This window comes from Vibrio sp. 3-2(1), from assembly GCF_963887575.1.
GTDB lineage: Bacteria > Pseudomonadota > Gammaproteobacteria > Enterobacterales > Vibrionaceae > Vibrio > Vibrio anguillarum.
In genome coordinates, this window is sequence record NZ_CAWPGB010000033.1 from 379,141 (window position 1) to 395,561 (window position 16,421).

At 42.8% G+C, this 16,421-nt stretch carries 19 protein-coding genes; 12 read left to right on the forward strand and 7 right to left on the reverse strand.

The window, feature by feature from the left end:
• Positions 1-177: 177 nt before the first annotated feature.
• From citD to AACQ79_RS12775, 8 genes are all read left to right on the forward strand, one after another.
• Positions 178-477 (forward strand): citrate lyase acyl carrier protein, encoded by a 300-nt coding sequence (citD, locus tag AACQ79_RS12740; protein ID WP_013856981.1) that lies wholly within the window; start codon positions 178-180, stop codon positions 475-477.
• Positions 477-1,352 (forward strand): citrate (pro-3S)-lyase subunit beta, encoded by an 876-nt coding sequence (gene citE / locus AACQ79_RS12745; RefSeq protein WP_029189992.1) that lies wholly within the window; start codon positions 477-479, stop codon positions 1,350-1,352. The genes citD and citE overlap by 1 nt, the downstream gene beginning before the upstream one ends.
• A gap of 12 nt (positions 1,353-1,364) precedes the next feature.
• Positions 1,365-2,882: a citrate lyase subunit alpha gene (gene citF, locus AACQ79_RS12750; protein WP_170899184.1), complete on the forward strand. Its 1,518-nt coding sequence runs from the start codon at positions 1,365-1,367 to the stop codon at positions 2,880-2,882.
• A complete protein-coding gene (gene citX / locus AACQ79_RS12755) occupies positions 2,883-3,404 on the forward strand; it encodes a citrate lyase holo-[acyl-carrier protein] synthase (protein WP_013856978.1) in 522 nt (173 codons plus the stop codon).
• Positions 3,391-4,350, forward strand: a complete 960-nt coding sequence (citG, locus tag AACQ79_RS12760; RefSeq protein ID WP_013856977.1) for a triphosphoribosyl-dephospho-CoA synthase CitG — start codon at positions 3,391-3,393, stop codon at positions 4,348-4,350. Before citX ends, citG begins: the two co-directional genes overlap by 14 nt.
• Positions 4,351-4,381: 31 nt before the next feature.
• Positions 4,382-5,155: a DUF5718 family protein gene (locus tag AACQ79_RS12765; protein ID WP_013856976.1), complete on the forward strand. Its 774-nt coding sequence runs from the start codon at positions 4,382-4,384 to the stop codon at positions 5,153-5,155.
• 188 nt (positions 5,156-5,343) lie between these two features.
• Positions 5,344-5,619, forward strand: a complete 276-nt coding sequence (locus AACQ79_RS12770; RefSeq protein ID WP_013856975.1) for a hypothetical protein — start codon at positions 5,344-5,346, stop codon at positions 5,617-5,619.
• A gap of 259 nt (positions 5,620-5,878) precedes the next feature.
• Complete coding sequence (locus AACQ79_RS12775) at positions 5,879-6,055, forward strand: hypothetical protein (RefSeq protein ID WP_017042466.1); 177 nt, start codon at positions 5,879-5,881, stop codon at positions 6,053-6,055.
• Between the two features lie 95 nt (positions 6,056-6,150).
• Here the strand turns inward: AACQ79_RS12775 and manA are convergent, their stop codons facing one another.
• Positions 6,151-7,347, reverse strand: a complete 1,197-nt coding sequence (gene manA, locus AACQ79_RS12780) for a mannose-6-phosphate isomerase, class I (RefSeq protein WP_170899185.1) — start codon at positions 7,345-7,347, stop codon at positions 6,151-6,153.
• 153 nt (positions 7,348-7,500) lie between these two features.
• The gene (locus AACQ79_RS12785; RefSeq protein WP_170899186.1) at positions 7,501-9,399 is read right to left on the reverse strand and encodes a PTS fructose transporter subunit IIABC; all 1,899 of its coding nucleotides are present in this window, start codon (positions 9,397-9,399) and stop codon (positions 7,501-7,503) included.
• A 327-nt stretch (positions 9,400-9,726) separates the two neighbouring features.
• Here AACQ79_RS12785 and AACQ79_RS12790 point away from each other — a divergent pair, with 327 nt between their 5' ends.
• Complete coding sequence (locus AACQ79_RS12790) at positions 9,727-10,629, forward strand: helix-turn-helix transcriptional regulator (protein ID WP_170899187.1); 903 nt, start codon at positions 9,727-9,729, stop codon at positions 10,627-10,629.
• 2 nt (positions 10,630-10,631) lie between these two features.
• Here AACQ79_RS12790 and AACQ79_RS12795 read toward each other — a convergent pair whose 3' ends face one another.
• From AACQ79_RS12795 to AACQ79_RS12805, 3 genes are all read right to left on the reverse strand, one after another.
• On the reverse strand, positions 10,632-11,426 hold the full coding sequence (locus AACQ79_RS12795) for a PTS sugar transporter subunit IIA (RefSeq protein WP_088728822.1): 795 nt from the start codon (positions 11,424-11,426) through the stop codon (positions 10,632-10,634).
• Positions 11,427-11,432: 6 nt separating this feature from the next.
• Positions 11,433-11,729 carry a PTS fructose transporter subunit IIB gene (locus tag AACQ79_RS12800; RefSeq protein WP_170899188.1) on the reverse strand — a complete coding sequence of 99 codons (297 nt, stop codon included), beginning with the start codon at positions 11,727-11,729 and terminating at the stop codon, positions 11,433-11,435.
• A gap of 104 nt (positions 11,730-11,833) precedes the next feature.
• On the reverse strand, positions 11,834-12,241 hold the full coding sequence (locus AACQ79_RS12805; RefSeq protein WP_017042460.1) for a PaaI family thioesterase: 408 nt from the start codon (positions 12,239-12,241) through the stop codon (positions 11,834-11,836).
• 39 nt (positions 12,242-12,280) lie between these two features.
• Between AACQ79_RS12805 and AACQ79_RS12810 the strand changes: the two genes are divergently transcribed.
• Complete coding sequence (locus tag AACQ79_RS12810) at positions 12,281-12,559, forward strand: DUF134 domain-containing protein (RefSeq protein WP_047689176.1); 279 nt, start codon at positions 12,281-12,283, stop codon at positions 12,557-12,559.
• On the opposite strand, the gene nqrM is transcribed toward AACQ79_RS12810, so the two are convergent.
• Both nqrM and AACQ79_RS12820 read right to left on the reverse strand, forming a co-directional pair.
• Entirely contained in the window at positions 12,556-12,759 is a 204-nt protein-coding gene (nqrM, locus tag AACQ79_RS12815; protein WP_013856966.1) for a (Na+)-NQR maturation NqrM, read from the reverse strand. The two genes, AACQ79_RS12810 and nqrM, sit on opposite strands and share 4 nt — an antisense overlap.
• Positions 12,759-13,244 carry a NifB/NifX family molybdenum-iron cluster-binding protein gene (locus AACQ79_RS12820; RefSeq protein WP_231140389.1) on the reverse strand — a complete coding sequence of 162 codons (486 nt, stop codon included), beginning with the start codon at positions 13,242-13,244 and terminating at the stop codon, positions 12,759-12,761. Before AACQ79_RS12820 ends, nqrM begins: the two co-directional genes overlap by 1 nt.
• 551 nt (positions 13,245-13,795) lie before the next feature.
• Here AACQ79_RS12820 and mglB point away from each other — a divergent pair.
• Positions 13,796-14,770: a galactose/glucose ABC transporter substrate-binding protein MglB gene (mglB, locus tag AACQ79_RS12825; RefSeq protein ID WP_026027227.1), complete on the forward strand. Its 975-nt coding sequence runs from the start codon at positions 13,796-13,798 to the stop codon at positions 14,768-14,770.
• Positions 14,771-14,907: 137 nt separating this feature from the next.
• Complete coding sequence (gene mglA, locus AACQ79_RS12830) at positions 14,908-16,416, forward strand: galactose/methyl galactoside ABC transporter ATP-binding protein MglA (RefSeq protein WP_013856963.1); 1,509 nt, start codon at positions 14,908-14,910, stop codon at positions 16,414-16,416.
• Positions 16,417-16,421 lie beyond the last annotated feature (5 nt).

Below are 16,421 nucleotides of genomic sequence, written 5' to 3' on the forward strand. Positions count from 1 at the left end.
TTTACTCGCGATTAAATTCATTAAAAACGTTAATGGTTTTTACCCTACAGCGAAACTTGAGCAGCGTCCCCTTTAATCGCCCAGCCTTTGACGACAATGCTAGCAACAGGCAATAGCGGATAAACATCTATTGTCAAAAAATTCAAACATCCAATAGACGTATCTTAAGGACTTCGTATGCATATTAGTCAGCGCTCCTACGCTGGAACACTTGAGTCGAGTGACCTACTCGTTGAAGTGACACCTAGCGGTGGCGGTCATCTGAAAATTGACATTACTAGCTCGGTCGAAAAGCAATTTGAGCCAATTATCCGTCAGGTTGTAACTCACACGTTGGAGGAGATGGGTGTCAGTTCTGCCATCGTCACTATTAATGATAAAGGAGCCCTTGATTGTGTGATCCGCGCTCGCGTACAAGCCGCAGTGATGCGCGCAGCGAATATCGCTAATAACGACATTATTTGGGGGGCAATTTAATGAGTAAGCTACGAAGAAGCATGCTTTTTGTCCCAAGCTCCAATGCGGCAATGTTAAGCAATGCATTCATCTACACACCCGATGCAATCATGTTTGATTTAGAAGATTCCGTCTCCCTGCGTGAGAAAGATACGGCGCGCATGTTGGTTTACAACGCACTGCAACACCCGCTCTACCAAAATATTGAGACGATTGTACGTGTTAATGCTTTGGAATCTGATTTTGGACATGCTGATGTAAGGGCCGTCGTCAAAGCTGGCGTGAACGCGGTGCGTTTACCCAAAACAGATACGCTGCAAGATGTGGTGGATATGGAGCTTGCCATAGAACAAGCTGAAATTGAATTTGGTCGCAAGTTAGGCAGTACCAAAATGCTTGCTGCGATTGAATCGGCGATGGGAGTAAATAACGCTGTTGAGATTGCTTGTGGTTCAAAACGTTTGATTGGTATTGCGTTGGGCGCAGAAGATTATGTACGCGATTTGCGTACACAACGCACATCTGAAGGCACTGAACTTTTGTTTGCACGCTGTTCAATACTGCAAGCTGCTCGTGCCGCCGGCGTCATGGCTTTCGATACTGTTTATTCCGATGCGAACAATGACGAAGGCTTTCTTCACGAAGCGGAACAGATCAAAACATTAGGTTTTGATGGCAAGTCGCTGATTAACCCTCGCCAAATCGAAATGATCCACAACGTTTTTGCTCCATCACAGAAAGAAGTTGATCACGCTTACGCCGTTATTGAGGTGGCGCAAGACGCTGAGCAACAAGGTTCTGGCGTGGTTTCTCTCAATGGAAAAATGGTGGATGCGCCGATCATTGAACGTGCTCGATGGACACTAGAGCGGGCAAAATCCGGTATTAAACAGTAAGGCAGCAGTTGGATGAATAATAAAAAACTTCGTGAATTTGATTTAACGGCTCCCAATTTAAGACCTTATGCGGGTCCACATGAGCTTACTCCCCACTTATATGACCGTGACAAAAAAAAGTCACGTAAGCTGTTCAAAACCGTTCAAGACGCTGTGCGCAACAGTGGGTTGAAAGATGGTATGACTGTCTCATTTCATCACTCTTTTCGTGGTGGTGATCAAATCATCAACATGGTGATGGATGTCCTCGCGCAGCTAGGATTAAAGAATTTAACCTTAGCCTCCAGCTCGTTGGCCGAAATCCATTCACCGCTTATTACGCACATAGAAAATGGTGTAGTGAGTAAGATTTATACCTCCGGATTGCGTGGTGAGCTGGCGGAATTTATTTCCAACGGATCCATGAATGAGCCGATCCACATTCATTCGCATGGTGGTCGTGTTCAGCTTATACAATCTGGTGAACTTAATATTGATGTTGCGTTTCTTGGTGTCTCTACCAGTGACGAATTTGGTAATGCCAATGCCGTACATGGTCATTCACGTTGTGGCTCTTTGGGTTACGCACAAATCGATGCCATGTACGCTAAGCATGTGGTTATTTTAACCGAGCAACTGGTTCAATTTCCAAACCAACCAGCTTCAATAGCGCAAGATAGTGTTGATAGTGTGGTACTGGTGAAATGTGTCGGCGATGCTTCAAAAATCGGCGGTGGAACAACACGTATGACAAGTAACCCCCGTGAGCTTTTGATTGCACGGAAAGCGGCCGATGTTATTGAGCATTCTGGGTACTTTAAGCAAGATTTCTCAATGCAAACTGGCTCGGGTGGTGCTTCTTTAGCGGTGACTCGTTTTCTTGAAGAAAAAATGGTCAGAAAGAATATTACAGCCAGTTTTGCACTGGGTGGTATTACATCCACTATGGTGGATCTGCATGAAAAAGGCTTGATCAAAACGCTACTCGATGTTCAGTCATTCGATGGCCATGCGATTGACTCTTTAGCTCGCAATCCAAACCACATTGAAATTTCCGCTAACCAATATGCTAATCCTGCCTCCAAAGGAGCGGTAGTAGATCGATTGGATGTAGTGATCTTAAGTGCACTAGAGATCGATACCGATTTCAACGTCAATGTGATTACCGGTTCCGATGGTGTTATCCGCGGCGCATCGGGTGGTCACAGTGATACTGCGGCTTCGGCCAATTTGACGATTATTGTTGCTCCCTTGGTCAGAGGCCGAATTCCTACGGTTGTAGAATCAGTATTGAATGTCGTGACCGTTGGCAGCGAAATTGATGTGTTAGTGACTGATCATGGTGTGGCAGTTAACCCGAATCGACCTGAAATTGCCGAAAAATTGCAACAAAGTGGCCTGATTCTAATGAGCATCGAGCAGTTGCAAGAGAGGGCAGAATTATTGACGGGTAAACCAAGCTCCATTGCTTTTGAAGAAAAAGTGGTGGGCTATGTTCGTTACCGTGATGGTTCAGTGCTTGATGTGATTCGGCAAGTTAAGGAGTTGTGAGTGTACAGTGGGCCACAAGTTAATTTACAGCAATTACTTGATTGTAAAGAACAAAGAGCCTATCGACAAAGAGAGTGGGTTAACACTCACTCTCTGCCGCTGATCAGTTTCACGATCAACATGGTGGGGGTTGTTAAGAAAAATGCGATATCAGAAAAAGCGTTTGATGCTGGATACTATGCGATTTTAGAAACCTGTTTAGCAAACAACATTGCGGTTGTTCGGATGGAAACTGTTGTGGAAGTCACCGGCTATGAGCTTTTGATCGCTGCAAAATGCGAAGATCCCTATCGGTTAAAATGCTTGATGGTGAAATTGGAGGAGAATCATCACTATGGGCGTCTATTTGATATCGATGTGATTTCAACCTCTGGTCTTCCAATGTCGAGAGAAATGTTACGTTTGCCGAAGCGACGCTGTTTATTATGTGAGAACGAGGCGAAAAGTTGCGCTCGTAACCGAACTCATCCTCTGTCTGAATTGATCCATAAAATGAGCGAGATAACCCATGATTGCCAATAGAAGCATTGAATGGTTGATGGATGACTGCTGCCTATATCAACCAGCCGAACGTGGAGCGTTGAGGCTGAATATTTGTGTGTTAGCAGGCAATTTGGCCTACCACGCCATGATGTTAGAAGTGCATTTAACCCCAAAAGCGGGGCTGGTAGATTGCTCCTCAAACGGTGCGCACCATGATATGGACATCCATACATTTGTGCGCAGTTGCGATGCACTTCGGCCGTTTATGAAGGCATTCGTTAAAGCAGGAGCCAGAATGTCGTATTTACCAGCCAAATCACTGCTGCCGGGTTTAAGAACTGTTGGTATTCAGGCAGAGAAAGCGATGTTTTCCGCAACCAATAAAGTTAATACGCATAAAGGCATGATTTTTACCCTTGGCCTGATATGCGGTGCAGTCGGCTGGCTGTATCAAAAAGGACTCAGTTACGACTCACAACGAGTGAGAGCCGTTATCAAAGAGTGTTGCGCAAGTTTGGTGGTAGATGATTTAAAATTATCCAATAAAATCCCCGTAACTGCTGGAGAAAAACTGTACAAACAATTTGGAATTACGGGCATTCGAGGAGAAGCTTCAAAAGGTTACCCTACCATTTATTGTTACGGGCTGCCTATTTACCAAGAGTGCATTTTGCAAGGCCATTCGGAAGAGCAAGCGCTGTCAAAAACCTTGCTCTCTTTAATGAGCCACAACTGTGACAGCAATGTGGTTAACCGTGGTGGAATGTCGGGTCTCGACTACGTACAAAGTCAATCAAGGCAGCTACTGGAAAAAAGCCATTATCCCCACACCAACCTTGACAGTGAAATTACGCTACTCGACCAGCAATTTACGCATAAAAATCTCAGTCCAGGAGGTAGTGCAGATTTGCTGGCTGCTACTTGGCTGCTTGCTCAACTCGATATTTGTTCACAGATACTGGTGAACAAACAAGTGTCAATATAAGCAATAAAGTCAGTGATAAAGGGAAAGTTTCATGTTGTGTATCGGTATTATTGGTAATTATTCAGGTCATTTAAGTGGTGCAGAACAAGTACAAGAAACGGCATTGCCCAATGGTATCTTTGTGATTGATTGTTCTCATCCGGAAACGTTAACCTCAGGGAAGATAATCTACTACCCAAGAAGTGGAAGTAAAGTTGATATTGAGCCAGAATTTGTTATTCGTTGCCAAGTGAGTTATGAGCAAGGGAAAGTGAGCGCTTTAATGCCAAAACAGCTTACTATAGGCAATGACTTTACTATTCGTGAATTGACAGGTTCCAATAAAATTGACCAACGAAAATCTTGGGGAGAATGTTCTAAAGGGATTAATCACTATTGGTGGGATGTGCTGAGATTAAGTCCTTCAAATTATGGTGAGAATTTAAAGCTTATCTCCTATATTGAACGAGATGGTGATTTCTATTTAGCAACGCCAGAAGTTGATTGCACCGAACTAAAAATATTCTATTGTCATTTAATGGTGTGGTTAACTAACGTGATTAATAACCAAGTTGATGAAGGTATGTATAGCACTATTTTACCTGAAATAGAAAAACAAGGTTTTCCTAATGAACTGATTCTCTTTACTGGTGCACCAAATTATACCTATTGGGGTGATATGAACTTTATCCAGAAAGGTGATAAAGTTCATATCGCTGCTTATGATATAAATCATATTAATGAGGATGAAATAAAGAGAATGTTTAAATCACAATATATTATCAATAACCAATACATATTATCATTGTCTCAACATATTATTTGACATTGTAGGGATATTTGTTTTTCTATTTAAATTTCTATTTTTTAATAGTCAAGCATTAGTCGGCGTGAGAATTAAATTCATAGAATTCATTAAATGATATTTGAACGTCAAGAAAGTGATAGCTTATTCATACTTATGGTTTCTATTTCGTCATATTATCATTTTGTGCTCATCGACAGGATTGAACAATGATTGTAACCAATACATTTAACGAAAATTTAAGTGAAGAATCAAAACAGAATTGGCTTAGTTACTGGAATCACTTTAATAATAATGAATACCAATTTTGTGCAGAACATAATTGCATAAACAAGCATCATCATGGCGTATTGGTCAAACAAACTGGTTTTAGTGATGATAGGCTATTTGTTATACCTTTGTGTAAAGAACACAGCGCTAATTTTTTAAACCCCATTGAACTTGATGAGAAAGTCAGTGTTGTTCCAGCAGAGCTAAGTTTGTAGATATCCTTGTAGGGATTTTGTTGGAAGTTGAGCAATGCCATTTATTTTGCATTGCTCTTTTTTTATCTAAAATTTGTAGTTCTGGTTTTAATGTTTGAAAAGTGTAATGTTGATTATGGAATTGGAGGTGTGCTTTGTGATGCCTTAACCTCCGACATTAGAAATGTGATAACTATTCCATAACTTAACACGACATAAGACATGTCTATGAAAAATGGTATTATTTTTGAGAATTTTAGTATTTTTATAGGAATCGGTTGTGGACCCTGTGATATCGCAATTAAAGAAGGATTTTTATGCGCAGATTCGCTCTCTCAAAGACGGTCCGACATCTGAATCTCAAACGACCTTAGCACTGCTCACAGAAGAAGAGTTGCAACAACTCGAACAAATGTGGGTTGAACTGGCGGTTTGGAAGCAGTCGCAGAATATCTAACTGCCCACAAATTGATTAGCGCAAATTTTCGTAATAATCCCAAATAAAAAGCCAGCAGAACAGATGCTGGCTTTTTTTGTTTATCATGTCGGCTGTTAATTATACGCGCGTGCGACACGTCCAAGTGATGACAGTTGATAATGTTCAGCGTATGCGGGGATGAAGATTGAGTGACCTTTTTTCACGGTTAGAGACTCACCATTGTCATGGGTTAAGGTCGCATCAGCATCAATGGCAAAGATAATTTCAGCACTGTTGATTTTCACGTTAACTTGCGCGGTATTGAAGTAAATCGCAAACTTAAAATCGCGGACTGGGACAGGGAACAATAATGCTCCATTTTCTTCGATTGGTTTCAATAACAGGCTTGAAGCTGGTTTTTCTTCAAATAGCGTGCATGATGCGAGCTCTTCAATATCCATGTGTTTGGGTGTTAGGCCAGCGCGCAACACGTTGTCTGAGTTGGCCATGATTTCAAGCCCGGTACCTTTCAAGTAGGCGTGTGGCGTTCTGGCGTCTAAAAACATGGCCTCACCCGGAGCTAAAGTGAGTACATTGAGCATTAATGGAGAAAATAGACCGATATCACCGGGGTACTGTTGTGCCAGCTCTAAAATGAGCTCAAAAAGATCATCATCTGAATGATGATGGGCATACGCTAATAATGCATTCACCGCATGTTCTTTTTTCTCGCCAGTTAATGATAGCAATGCACTAAAAAAGGTTTTTAAACCTTGTGATGTTGGGTTGTGTGCAAAAGCATCGACCAGGGTTGAAATCGCATTGATATTCAGCGTTTGAAATTGTTCAACAATCTCTGTGATTGGGCGAAACCCATTCATCGCTTGATAAGGGGTAAGGGCGTAAACCAATTCCGGCTTGTGGTTAGGATCTTTATAGTTGCGATGTCCGGCATTGAGTGAGATCCCCGCTTGGTTTTCTTTCTCAAAGCCAATTTCCGCTTCTTGCTTACTTGGGTGAACTTGAATCGAAAGGGCGTTCGCTGCGGCAAGTACTTTGAAAAGATAAGGTAACTCACCAAAGGTTGTTGCAGTAGCAGCAGAAAGAAACGCTGTTTTATCTTGGTTGATCATCTCAAGCAACGAAACAGGTTCTCCATTCACATGAATTTGTGAGCATCCATTTGGGTGTGCTCCCATCCAAATTTCTGCTTGTGGAGCCTTGGTTGGGTTAGCAATATCAAACAAGTGCTGAATCGAAGTCGTGCTTCCCCACGCATAGTTTTGGATGACATTGTCCATCAAAAAGAAAGGTTGTTTGTTATTGGTCATAGTACATCTCACAAAAAATCAAAATAAAAACAAAGTAGCAGTACACAGAGTAAGAGAAATAAAAAACTCCCGAGTTAAAGCGGGAGTACAACATAAAATCAGAAGCTCAGCGTTGATGAACATCAAGCACTCTCGGGGGAGAGTGCTTGATCATTAAGCCGTTGCTTGTTGTAATTTCGCTTGGCGCATTTTTTTCAGAGTGATACAAACAACACCTGTCACTACAGCACCGGTTGCCATGCAAAGCAAAGCTAGCAAAGGCTTATTCATGGCACCGAGCAATGCTACTACAGGACCGCCGTGGGCAACACTGTTTGTAATGCCAAAAGTGAACGCCATAACCGCTGCAACCATCGACCCCAAGATGTTTGCTGGAATGACTGACATCGGATCTTGCGCGGCAAATGGAATTGCTCCTTCAGAAATACCAACCAAGCCCATTGCACCGGAAGCTTTCCCTGCTTCAATTTCAGAGGCTTCAAACAAGTTCAGTTTACGGCCCAGTACGGTTGCTAAAGCCATACCGAGTGGCGCGACTGGAATGGCACACGCCATTGCACCCATAAATTGAGTTTGACCGCTGGCAATCATACCAACAGAGAAGAGGAATGCCACTTTGTTAAATGGGCCACCCATATCAAAGCCAGCCATGCCGCCGAGCACAATACCGAGCAGTATCACGTTACCTGAGCTCATGCTCGTAAGTAGTGCGGTTAAGCCATCCATCAAGCTTGCAATCGGCGCGCCGATAACAAAAATAAAGAGCCCAGAGATAAAGAGTGAGCCTGCGATGGGTGCAATCATGATTGGCACAAGTGGTTGAATAAACTTGTGAAAATGGATGCTTGTTAACCATTTGATGAAATAACCGACTAAAAGGCCTGCAATAATGGCACCGATAAAACCTGTACCTGCATCTGCGCCGTAGAATGACCCGTTGTTAGCGATCCAACCACCAATTAAGCCAGGAGTCAGAGCAGGGCGATCGGCGATCGCATACGCGATGTAACCTGCAAGAATGGGGATCATCAACGTAAAAGCAACCACACCGACGTTCAGCACTTGGTTCCACATACTGCCGTCAGGAATGGCCATACCAGCTTCGGTTGGCTCGCCGCCAATAGCGAGTGCTAAAGCAATCAACAAACCGCCAGTAACAACGAATGGGATCATATGCGATACACCATTCATCAAATAGCGGTATAAATCGGAGCGAGCTTGCGCCGCTTTGCCTTTCCCATCTAAAGTCTTGGCACTGGCATCGGCTTGATATTTTGGTGCGCTGAGGGCTTTTTCAATCAACCCTTTTGCATCACGAATCGGCGCTTTAACGCCCGTTTCAATCAGTTTTTTACCCGCAAAGCGCACCATGTCAACTTGCTTGTCGCAAGCCACGATGATCGCATCAGCTTTAGCGATCTCTTCATCCGTTGGGCTGTTTTTCACCCCAATCGAACCGTTGGTTTCGACTTTAATTTGATAACCCATCGCGGCGGCCCCTTTTTCCAGCGCTTCAGCGGCAAGATAAGTGTGTGCGACACCGGCTGGGCAGCCCGTTACGCCAATCAAAAAGCCTTTATTGGCTTCAACATCGGTTGTTTTTTCGGTTTTTTGTAGCAACAAATCTAGCGCTGCTTGCTCTGTTTTTGCGTCTAAGAAACGTTGGATGAACCCTTCTTCAATAAGCTTGGAAGAGAGCTCTGCCAGCACTTCAATATGATGATTTGAACCACCATCAGGCGAGGCTATCATGAAAAATAATTTAGAAGGCAAGCCATCTTCCGCGCCATATTCGATACCGCTTTTGCTGATGCCTATCACAACTGCAGGCGAGATAACGGCGGAACTTTTGGCATGAGGCAGCGCGACACCATCTTCAAATCCAGTGTTACCAAGCTCTTCACGAGCATAGATATCGGCTAAAAACTGCGATTTATCGCTGATGCGTCCTTGTTCTAACAGTACATCGACCAGCTCTGAGAAAACGCCATCTTTTGATGTTGCTTTCAAATCAAGCAGGATCAAGTTCTCATTAATGAGTTGAGTGATCATGTTTCGTCCCCTATATGGTTTTTATCCCCTTCGCACGTAGAACTGAGCCATGTTGGCTGCAACTTCAAACTGTTTGGGGATATTGTTATTGCGCACCGCGCTTTTTGTTGGAGATATTGTGAGCGCCTCGGGTGAACAGTGGTAGTGTACGAAACTGGCATTTACTGGATTATTGTAACCTGTGGCTGCAAACGTGATCAGGCTCTTATTTTGGTTTTAGGGTGATAATTTTAATTTATGATTAATTTTTTATTTTAATTCAATTGGATAAATTGATTATTTTGCTTTTTCGATCGGAGTTATCGAATGCGTAATGATTGGTGATTCATGAGGTGTTGGATTATAGTTGCCTCGTTTATTGATGGGTATAGGGTGAATTTTGTGATCCCAGTATTTAAAAATGTGATTGAAGTGCTGCTCTCGGAGCGAGAAAGTTTTAATCGAATATGGTTTGCTGGGGACAAAATAACGCCGCCAGCGTTCAGTTACCAAGTCAATTTTCCTCGTCTAGAATTGGTTTTAAGCGGCGTGTATAGCAACGAAATCGAAGAGATTGAACAAGGTATTAGTAAGGTCAACATCTTATCTGGTGATGCGCTTTATATACCTCCGAACTGCTGGAATAAACCTGATTGGCAAGAGAGCTGTTCGGTCTTGAGTTTGCTATTTGGCCGTCGTCAAATGGGGTTTAGTTTGGTCAGTAAACACAAAGGCGAGAGTGGTTTTTATGATGTTCAGAAACACAGTATCCCAACGCGTACTGGGCACGCGATTGATCACATGCTCGAAGGGTTAAATGCATTAGCACGTGAGCCTCAGAAAAGCCCAATGGACGAACATTTGTTGTTGGCTCTGTTGAGTTACAGCGCCACAATGCTTGATCAACCGACCGCTTCTCCTAAAAAGCGCAGTGAAGATTTATATCAAGGTATCTGCATCTATATCCAAGAAAATTTTCATCGCAATATTTGCCGTGACGGCATCGCACAGCGGTTTAACATTTCCGCCAACCATTTATCGCGCATGTTTCGCCAACAAGGACACATGACTCTTGCTGATTACATCACTTGGGTAAGAATTGAACGGGCAAAATTTATGTTGAAGAAATACACCTTTCGTTTAGCTGAAGTGGCCACGCGCTGTGGATTTCAAGATGTGAATTATTTTTTCCGCGTATTTAAAAGCAAAGCGGGTATGACTCCATCTGAATATCGAACTCTGTCGCAATAAAGCTATTCATTTTGTATTGGGTCGTCCGGCTTAGCCATCACGTGCAGCAAAATGGCTTTAAGGGTTTCTTCTCTTTTTGCCGTAAGTAGCCATTGACGATGTTCCTCTTCCAGCAACCAACGAGTTAACTGCGTGACCGGTTTAATCACGGTTCGCGGCGCTGATGTCGGCAGTAATAAGGTGATGATCAGCGACACATCGCCGGATTTTTCTGACCATGATAGCGGGTTTGCTAACCAGTGAACCGCCAGTGTTGGCTGGGCAACTCGTGCGTGAATGACATGGGGGAGCGCTATTCCACGGCCAATAATGGTCGGGGAGATGGCTTCTCTTTTTTCCAGCGCATGCAAAATATCATGACAATACGTGGGCATGATCTGCTTAGCAATTGTGTCGAGTGCCTCTGATTTGCTAAGCTCAGGGCCTAATGTGGCGTAATGCCACTGTAGCGAAAAGGGCAGTTGAAAAGCAGAGTGGGTGGCAAACGCCAATTCCGCTTTGGCATTTTGTTTGTGTGATGTTGAAATAAGCAGTGTGTGCTCGCGTAAATACTCTGTCATCACCATGCAGGCCAACTCGGCGTCGAGCCCTTCAATGGCAATTTGGCATACATCTCCCGGGTTTGAACCAAGGCTTAACACTTGCAGTGTATGGTTGAGCATTGCCTTGTTGTCACGCGTGATGTTAAACAGCACCACCACCGAGCGAAAATGGCGGTTGAGATCTTTCAATTCATTTAATTGCCAGCTGACCAGACCGCCTGCTTTTAAAACAAAGGTGATGCGCGTTGTGATCATCGGCGGTTACAAATAACGATCTAAAACAGATTGCACGTTCGTCAACACTTCTTCAATGGACACCTGAACCGTTTTGCAACCAACAAAACGTTCACGCTGTTCAATGTCGATATCTGAAGCGATGAGGATCAGATCCGCGTTGACAATATCTGCCACTATCAGTGGGTTCTCGACACCCATTGCGCCTTGGGTTTCGACTTTAATTGAGATATTACGCTTATTCGCTTCTTTTTTGAGTGCGTCTGCGGCCATATAGGTGTGCGCGATGCCTGTTGGACAAGCAGTTACTGCGATAATTTTCATAACGAAAGATAATAAAGAAATGATGAGTGAGTATAAGGAGGATGAAAGCGTGACTCAACCGAAGTTTACGCTAAGCCAGCACCCTAATGACTGTAGCACTCAAGCTACTCGGCTTTGCACATAAACTTTGCACTGGCCGTAGAATAGGGAAGCCCATCATAAAAAATGGTGCTGCACAGATAGTAAATGTGACGTTTTTGTTTGATAAGATGCGCTTCGACTTGCAACGGTACATTCAGTGGAATAGGGTGCAGATAACGTACGTTTAGCTCTGCTGTCATCGCATAAATGCACTGTGCAAACAGACAATGTGTCATGGCCGCATCATGTAAGGTGCTGATAAGTCCACCCTGCATGACCCCTTGATAGCCTTGCATCTTTTCTGTTGCTACAATCTGTGCGCATACTCTCCCCGTTTCTGTTTGGTTAAATTGCAGTGTGTGCGTTTCAGAAAAGAACGGGGCACAACACACCGCGCAGTGGCAATGTTGTAGGGGAGGCTGAATGTTCATAAGTTCACCAAACTGTTTTTAAATGATTAGGAGAAGAAAATGGCAAGACCCAAAAAAATTCGTCGTGTTTGTGGTCAAGTGGCGTATGCATGCTTCAAACCCAACGGTGTCAAATTATCTGAATTGAACACAGTAGATTTACTGCCAGAAGAACTTGAAGCGTTGCGTTTGGCTGATAAAGAGGGGCTTAGCCAATTACAAGCGGCTACGCAGATGGGCATATCGCGACAAACCTTTGGTAATATCGTTAACCAAGCAAGAGCGAAAGTCGCGACTTGCTTGGTGGAAGGTCATGCGTTGATGTTGGTTGAGCGCTAACGCTCGTGATCAGGTTCTTGAATTTGATACAACACCTTCTGATGCTCATCACAAACGTCTACGCAGTTACATTCTCTTTCAATATCGATATTTGCTAACCCACCACAACTGCCTTGCAGCGAGCGGCGGCGAAACAAAACACCGATCGCCATCAAGACAATAATGCCAATAAAAAACGCAAAGGTTATAACATAAGTCATTATTTTCCCTCGACAATCGCTTTTACTTTCAGCACTTTCTTCAACGCTTCTATGGTAGTTGGTGACAGCATTCTGGGTGCCAGTTTGTTATGTTTATCCACTTTCTTCGATCCACATTGACTAGCACAACGTTTCTTCGATTTATTGGCTGAAGGCTTGCCAAAAGAGACGTCGGTGACGGGCAGAAGATGGTTTGGATGAAGTGATGTTAATTGGCTGCCTCTTGGTGCGTAATATACCTCAATCTTCTTTTCTAAAATTGCTGCTAACATATTTTGTCCGATATTGCGGACGATAACAGCGTCCACTCTATTCTCTCTTAGCAGTGCAAGTAGCTGTTTTTTGTGGCCACAACTGCCCTCGGTTTTAGTAACGTCAATACGTTGGCTAGTGGCGGTGGTATCGTCCACAATCATCAATTGAGGCGCTTTGGCAAAGTGATTAAAAGGCGAGTTTTGATCACAAGGGATGGCATAAATCATCATGGCTCCTAAAGTTTATCGGGTTCTTGTATTTAAAATACACCTTATTATTGGCATATGCCAATAATAAAAATGACAATGTAAGAGTTCATTAATTAAAAGTCGTGGTGCTGTTTGGTAAATCGAGACCCGATATGGCGTAAAAATACACGAATAAATTGCAGGCGTATGTAACAAGCCTCATCTACACTTTGTGAGCAGTCAAATGAAAGTTAAATCTATTGCATATTGGAAACTCGCAAGTGTAAACGTTAACATCTGGTGTTTTGAGAGGTATGATCTCTTTCGTGGTGGATCGCACTTTTAAAAAGAGAAATAGGTCTCGATGTTACATTGCGTTACGTATGATTACTTAGTTTTGCAATAGTTATCAAACTATTCACAAGAAACCGCATGAAAATGCGATTTCAAAACTGAAATTTTAACTGGTTCACATTAATTGTTTGTTTTACTACTATACTTTGAAAGGTAAACGTTTTCACTGCTGTTTCTCAGAGTTAACGTTTCTCCCCCTACACAACGTAATAACAACACTAACAAATAGGACTTGTTCAATGAGAAAGTTAACTACTTTAGCCATGCTTGCGGCTGGTATGAGTTTCGGCACTCAAGTCATGGCTGACACAACGATCGGTGTGACCGTTTATAAGTACGATGATAACTTTATGTCAGTTGTTCGCCAAGCGATTGAAAAACAGGCAAATAATGACGGCAACACCAAGGTTTTGATGAATGACTCACAAAACAGCCAATCAATGCAAAATGACCAAGTGGATGTCATGTTGGCTCGTGGCGTGAAAGCACTGGCGATCAACCTTGTCGACCCTGCAGCTGCACCAAGTATTATTCAAAAAGCGAAAATGGATGATGTTCCTATCGTTTTTTACAATAAAGAACCGAGTGCTAAAGCGCTCGCTTCATATGACAAAGCCTATTATGTGGGTACAGATTCAAAAGAGTCGGGCATCATCCAAGGCGATCTCATTGCGCAACACTGGAAAGCCAATCCTGCTTGGGATAAAAACGGTGACGGTGTACTGCAGTATGTAATGCTGAAAGGCGAACCAGGTCACCCAGATGCGGAAGCTCGTACTTCTTATTCTGTGAAAACCATTAACGAAAATGGCATCAAAACAGAAGAGCTACACATGGATACTGGTATGTGGGATACCGCCATGGCAAAAGATAAAATGGATGCTTGGTTATCTGGCCCCAACGGCAGCAAAATCGAAGTCGTGATTGCCAATAATGATGGTATGGCGATGGGTGCGATTGAAGCGTTACGTGGTGCGGGTGCGAAAGTACCAGTATTCGGTGTTGATGCGTTAGCAGAAGCATTAGCATTAGTTAAATCTGGCGACATGGCAGGCACTGTGCTTAATGATGCAGATTCACAAGCCAAAGCGACATTTGAACTTGCACGTAATTTAGCCAACGGCAAAGCTGCAACCGAAGGCACTCAATGGGAAATGGCCAATAAGATTGTTCGTGTTCCTTATGTTGGTGTGGATAAATCGACACTCGAGTAACCTAAAGTTCAAGGGGGAAGTCATTCCCCCTTTACTCCCTAACTTATAGGGTGTTTATACAATCAATAATAAATAATTGCTGATTAAATTTTATTTAATATTGAATGGTATTAATCAAAGAATAAATAAGTGATGCCATGGTAAATCAAGAGCATGAATTTCTGTTAGAAATGACAGGAGTGAGTAAAGAGTTTCCCGGGGTTAAGGCATTAGATAAAGTTAATTTGAAAGTTCGACCACACTCTATTCATGCATTAATGGGAGAGAATGGTGCAGGTAAGTCGACGCTATTAAAATGCCTTTTTGGAATTTATGATAAAAACGAAGGTGATATTATATTTTTAGGCGAACATGTGAATTTTCAATCGTCTAAGCAAGCTTTGGAGGCGGGTGTTTCCATGGTCCACCAAGAGCTTAACCAAGTATTACAATGTTCTGTAATGGATAATATTTGGCTAGGGCGTTACCCAAAGAAAGGACTCTTTGTCGATCACGATAAAATGTATCGCGATACCAAAGAGATCTTTGATGAACTCGATATTGATATAGACCCGAAAATTAAAGTGGCTAAATTATCGGTATCACAAAGGCAGATGGTCGAAATAGCGAAAGCGTTTTCTTATAACGCGCGCATTGTGATCATGGATGAACCCACGTCCTCTTTGACTGAAAAAGAGGTATCGCATCTTTTTACTATCATTAACAAGTTGAAAGAAAAAGGCTGTGGCGTGGTGTACATCTCTCACAAAATGGAAGAAATATTTACTATTTGTGATGAGATAACCATCTTGCGTGATGGGCAATGGGTTGATACGAGGCCGTTGAAAGGGCTCGATATGGACAAAATCATTTCGATGATGGTTGGCCGTGAATTAACACAGCGCTTTCCCACAAAGACCAATGTGCCAAAAGAAATTATCCTCGAAATCAAAAATTTAACAGCACTGAACCAACCCTCTATTCAGGATATTTCGTTTGATCTCAGAGAAGGTGAAATCTTAGGTGTGGCTGGGCTCGTCGGTTCAAGACGCACTGATATTGTGGAAACCATTTTTGGGGTTCGTGAGCGTAGTAACGGCCACATTATGTTACATGGCCGAGAGATGAAAAACCGTGATGCACATGAAGCGATCAATAGTGGTTTTGCGTTGGTGACAGAAGAGCGTCGTTCAACCGGCATTTACAGTAATTTAGATATTACCTTTAACTCTTTGGTTGCCAATGTGGATGAATACAAAACCAAATTAGGTTTACTGAGTAATAAAAAAATGAGGAGTGATACACAGTGGGTAATCGACTCCATGAGTGTAAAAACACCTTCTCATGAAACATCAATCGGTTCTTTGTCTGGTGGTAATCAGCAGAAAGTCATTATTGGCCGTTGGTTGTTAACTCAGCCAGAAATATTAATGCTTGATGAGCCGACTCGGGGTATTGATGTCGGAGCAAAGTTTGAAATTTATCAATTGATATTGGAATTAGCGAAAAAGAATAAAGGGATTATTATTATCTCTTCCGAAATGCCAGAGTTGTTAGGCATTACCGACAGAATATTGGTGATGAGTAATGGCCGAGCTGCGGGAATCGTTAATACTAAAGACACTTCACAGAATGAAATATTAGAGCTGGCCTCTCGTTACCTCTAGGGAAA

Excerpts from the sequence above, each read along its gene's own strand:
- AACQ79_RS12785 (WP_170899186.1), bottom strand. The coding sequence starts at position 9,399 with ATGATCACTCAACTCATTAATGAGAACTTGATCCTGCTTGATTTGAAA.
- AACQ79_RS12810 (WP_047689176.1), top strand. The coding sequence starts at position 12,281 with ATGGCAAGACCCAAAAAAATTCGTCGTGTTTGTGGTCAAGTGGCGTAT.
- AACQ79_RS12795 (WP_088728822.1), bottom strand. The coding sequence starts at position 11,426 with ATGATCACAACGCGCATCACCTTTGTTTTAAAAGCAGGCGGTCTGGTC.
- AACQ79_RS12790 (WP_170899187.1), top strand. The coding sequence starts at position 9,727 with ATGAGGTGTTGGATTATAGTTGCCTCGTTTATTGATGGGTATAGGGTG.
- manA (WP_170899185.1), bottom strand. The coding sequence starts at position 7,347 with ATGACCAATAACAAACAACCTTTCTTTTTGATGGACAATGTCATCCAA.
- citG (WP_013856977.1), top strand. The coding sequence starts at position 3,391 with ATGATTGCCAATAGAAGCATTGAATGGTTGATGGATGACTGCTGCCTA.
- citE (WP_029189992.1), top strand. The coding sequence starts at position 477 with ATGAGTAAGCTACGAAGAAGCATGCTTTTTGTCCCAAGCTCCAATGCG.
- AACQ79_RS12800 (WP_170899188.1), bottom strand. The coding sequence starts at position 11,729 with ATGAAAATTATCGCAGTAACTGCTTGTCCAACAGGCATCGCGCACACC.
- citD (WP_013856981.1), top strand. The coding sequence starts at position 178 with ATGCATATTAGTCAGCGCTCCTACGCTGGAACACTTGAGTCGAGTGAC.
- AACQ79_RS12820 (WP_231140389.1), bottom strand. The coding sequence starts at position 13,244 with ATGATGATTTATGCCATCCCTTGTGATCAAAACTCGCCTTTTAATCAC.
- AACQ79_RS12765 (WP_013856976.1), top strand. The coding sequence starts at position 4,382 with ATGTTGTGTATCGGTATTATTGGTAATTATTCAGGTCATTTAAGTGGT.
- mglA (WP_013856963.1), top strand. The coding sequence starts at position 14,908 with ATGGTAAATCAAGAGCATGAATTTCTGTTAGAAATGACAGGAGTGAGT.
- mglB (WP_026027227.1), top strand. The coding sequence starts at position 13,796 with ATGAGAAAGTTAACTACTTTAGCCATGCTTGCGGCTGGTATGAGTTTC.
- AACQ79_RS12805 (WP_017042460.1), bottom strand. The coding sequence starts at position 12,241 with ATGAACATTCAGCCTCCCCTACAACATTGCCACTGCGCGGTGTGTTGT.
- citF (WP_170899184.1), top strand. The coding sequence starts at position 1,365 with ATGAATAATAAAAAACTTCGTGAATTTGATTTAACGGCTCCCAATTTA.
- AACQ79_RS12770 (WP_013856975.1), top strand. The coding sequence starts at position 5,344 with ATGATTGTAACCAATACATTTAACGAAAATTTAAGTGAAGAATCAAAA.
- nqrM (WP_013856966.1), bottom strand. The coding sequence starts at position 12,759 with ATGACTTATGTTATAACCTTTGCGTTTTTTATTGGCATTATTGTCTTG.